The sequence below is a fragment of the uncultured Thiodictyon sp. genome (assembly GCF_903828115.1).
In the GTDB taxonomy this organism is placed as follows: domain Bacteria; phylum Pseudomonadota; class Gammaproteobacteria; order Chromatiales; family Chromatiaceae; genus Thiodictyon.
In genome coordinates this window covers 1-3,437 of the sequence record NZ_CAIKKU010000116.1, presented here as the reverse complement: position 1 = coordinate 3,437, position 3,437 = coordinate 1, and the positions used below count along the sequence as shown (strand labels likewise).

Annotated in this window: 2 protein-coding genes; one reads left to right on the top strand and one right to left on the bottom strand. The window is 68.1% G+C overall.

Translation table 11 applies throughout. The annotated features are described in order from the left end of the window. Positions 1–111 precede the first annotated feature (111 nt). On the bottom strand, positions 112–1,647 hold the full coding sequence (glgA, locus tag QZY48_RS04160; RefSeq protein WP_295428098.1) for a glycogen synthase GlgA: 1,536 nt from the start codon (positions 1,645–1,647) through the stop codon (positions 112–114). A gap of 135 nt (positions 1,648–1,782) precedes the next feature. On the opposite strand from glgA, the gene zwf reads away from it, so the two are divergent. Next, complete coding sequence (zwf, locus tag QZY48_RS04155) at positions 1,783–3,261, top strand: glucose-6-phosphate dehydrogenase (RefSeq protein WP_295428100.1); 1,479 nt, start codon at positions 1,783–1,785, stop codon at positions 3,259–3,261. Positions 3,262–3,437 lie beyond the last annotated feature (176 nt).

Genomic DNA, 3,437 nt, shown 5'->3' with positions numbered 1-3,437 from the left:
CGCCCCCGTAGGGTCCGCTGTGCGGACCGACGACCCCTCAGATCACGAGCTAGCCGGACTGATGATAAGGCCCGAAAGCTCAACATCACATATCGCCCATGACGACACCCCTCAAGCCGCCGCCGGCTCCGTCGCCTGGGTGCCGGCCAGGTGCCGTTCGGCCATCGCCTCGCCATAGAGTTGCAGATAAGAGCGCGCGCTGGCCTCCCAACTGAAGTCGCGTACCATGCCGGCGGTCGCCAGCCGGCGCCAGCCGTCCGGGTTGCCGCGGTAGAGGGCCAGGGCCTGCGCGACGGCGTGCCAGAGGGAGTCCGCGGTGGGGGCGTCGAACAGGAAGCCGGTGGCGCTGCCGTCGGCCAGGGTGCCGGTGGTGGCGTGGACCACGGTGTCCGCCAGTCCGCCGGTGCGGTGGACGATGGGCGGGGTACCGTAGCGCAGGCTGTAGAGCTGGTTGAGCCCGCAGGGCTCGAAGCGCGACGGCATCAGGAAGCTGTCGCAGCCGGCCTCGATACGGTGGGCGCGGACCTCGTCGTAACCGAAGGAGACGCCCACCTGGCGCGGATGCGCGGCGGCCAGCGTCTGCAGGGCCTGCTCCAGGGCGCGCTCGCCCGAGGCCTGGATGACCACTTGGACGTCCGGGTCCTTGAGCAGGCCGGGCAGGATGGTGAGGATCAGGTCCATCCCCTTCTGCTCGACCAGACGCCCGACATACCCGAGCAGGAAGGCGCCCTCGTTGCGGGTGAGCCCGAACTCGCGCTGCAGGTCCAGCTTGTTCTCCGCCTTGAGCCCGAAGCTGCCGGGGTCGTAGGCCTGCAGGATCAGGGTATCGGTGGACGGGTCCCATTCGCGGTAGTCGATGCCGTTCAAGATGCCGGAGAAGCGCGTCCCGATCTGGCGCAGCAGGCCGTCCAGGCCGCAGCCGCGGGCCGCCGTGCGCACCTCCTCCGCGTAGGTGGGGCTGACGGTGTTCACCCGGTCCGAGAAGACGATGCCGCCCTTGATGAAGGACATGCGCTGGTGGAACTCCAGCCCGACCAGGCCCCAGAGCGAGGTCGGCAGGCCGATGCGGTCGAAGGTGGCGCGGTCGAAGAGCCCCTGGTAGGCGAGATTGTGGATGGTGAAGACAGTCGCCGGGCGCGCCGCCTCACCGTGCATCAGGGCCGGGGCGAGCCCGGTCTGCCAGTCGTTGCCGTGCAGCACATTGGGCCGCCAGCCCAGGGCCGGCAGGCCTTGGGCGAACTGCGCCACGACCCGGGAGAAGAGCAGGAAGCGCTCCGCGTTGTCCCCCCAGTCGCGCCCGGACAGGTCCGTGTAGGGGTTGCCCTCGCGCGCGAAGTGCTCGGGGGCGTCGACCAGATAGACCGGCAGGTCGTGCTCGGGCAGACTGCCGCCCAGGATGCGGACGTTGGTGCGCGAACCCGCCACCTTGATTTCGCACAGGGTCTTGGGCTCGCGCAGTTGGCGGGCGGCGCGCGGGTAGCCGGGGATGATCAGGCGCGCGTCGTGGCCGAGCTCGCGCAGGGCCGCCGGCAGGCTGGCGGCCACGTCGGCCAGACCGCCGGTCTTGATCAGCGGATGCGCCTCGCTGCTGGCCATCAGGATGCGCAGTCCGTCCGGGCTCGGGTAGCGGTACTGTGTTTGCTCCATGGCGGGACCCTGTAGGCGAGAGGACGCCCCGGCGCCCTTGGATATGGATTAACATCGTCACCCGCGGTGCGACGTGACGGCTTTTTTACGGGCGTCACGTTAGCACATTTTTTCAGTTACCGAGGGGCGCCCGTGATGCTCGAACCCTGCACCGTCGTGATCTTCGGGGCCACGGGAAACCTGGCCCACTACAAGCTGCTGCCGGCCCTCTACCACCTGGAGGCCGGGGGGCACCTGCACCCCCAGACCCGCATCCTGGGCTTCGGGCGCCGCCCCTGGTCGGACGCCCAATGGCGGGCCGAGGTCCAAGGCATCCTGGCCGCGCGCGTGGTCGGCGCGCCCGACCCGTCGGTGCTCGCCCGCCTGCAGGAGCGGCTGCACTTCGTCGCCGGCGACCTGGAGGCCCCGGACGGCTGCGCAGAGCTGGCCAGGCGCCTGCGCGAGGACGATCAGTTTCCGGCCAACCGGGTCTTCTATCTCTCGCTGGCACCGCTGCACTATGGCGCCGCGGCGGAGCAGTTGAACGCGCTGGGGCTCCAGGCCGAGACGGACGGCTGGTCACGCCTGGTGGTGGAGAAACCCTTCGGCTTCGATCGGGAGAGCGCGCAGGCACTGGACCGGCGCCTGCACCGCTGTTTCACCGAGGATCAGATCTACCGCATCGACCACTATCTGGGCAAGAACACGGTCCAGAACATCCTGGTCTTCCGCTTCGCGAACCTGCTGCTCGAACCCCTGTGGAACCGCAACTACATCGACCATGTGCAGATCACCCACGCCGAGACGCGCGGGATCGAGGAACGGGGCGGCTTCTACGACGGCGTCGGGGCCCTGCGCGACATGATCCAGAGCCACCTGCTGCAACTGCTGACGCTGGTCGCCATGGAGCCCCCGCCGTCGCTCGACGCCGAGGCGCTGCGCGACGAGAAGGTCAAGGTGCTGCGCTCGATCCGGGCTATCCCGCGCGCCGCCGTCCACGCCCAGGCCTGTCGCGCCCAGTACGTCGCTGGCCGCGATCAGGCGGGCCCGGTGCCGGGCTACCTGGAGGAGACCGGGGTCGCCCACCACAGCACCACCGAGACCTATGCCGCGCTCAAGCTCTATATCGACAACTGGCGCTGGCGCAACGTCCCCTTCTATATCCGTACCGGCAAGCGCCTGGGGCGCACCAACTCACTGATCGCCATCCGCTTCAAGCACCCGCCCCAGCAGTTGTTCCAGCACACCGCAATCGAACAGATCCGGCCCAACTGGATCCTGCTCAATCTCCAGCCCCACGAGTGCATGCGCTTCGAGATCCAGGTCAAGCAGCCGGGGCTGGAGATGCGCGCCCAGACCGAGCGCATGGACGCCAGCACCTGCACCCTGTCGGCGGAACACAACGAGGCCTATGAGGGGCTGATCCTGGACGTCATCGCCGGGGATCACACCCACTTCCTGCGCTCCGACGAGATCAACTGGGCCTGGCAGGTGGTCGACCCGGTGCTCAAGCTGTGGGCCACGGAGCGCGACTTCATCCCGACCTACCCGGCCGGCACCTGGGGACCGGGCGAGGCCAACCGCCTGTTTGACCGGGAAGACCAGCATTGGCGCAATGGGCTCGATGAAGAATAACAATCGTTATCGTTGTCGCTGTCGTTGTCGTTGTCGTTGTCGTTGTCGTAATCGTACTCGGAGCAGCGATGCAACTTGCGATGCGAGAGAATCCCGGGCGCTACGATAACCTGGCCTTGATTATCATTCCGGCCGCCCCGGGCCGGAGTCCAAGGCTTCAGCCTTGGATGGACAGG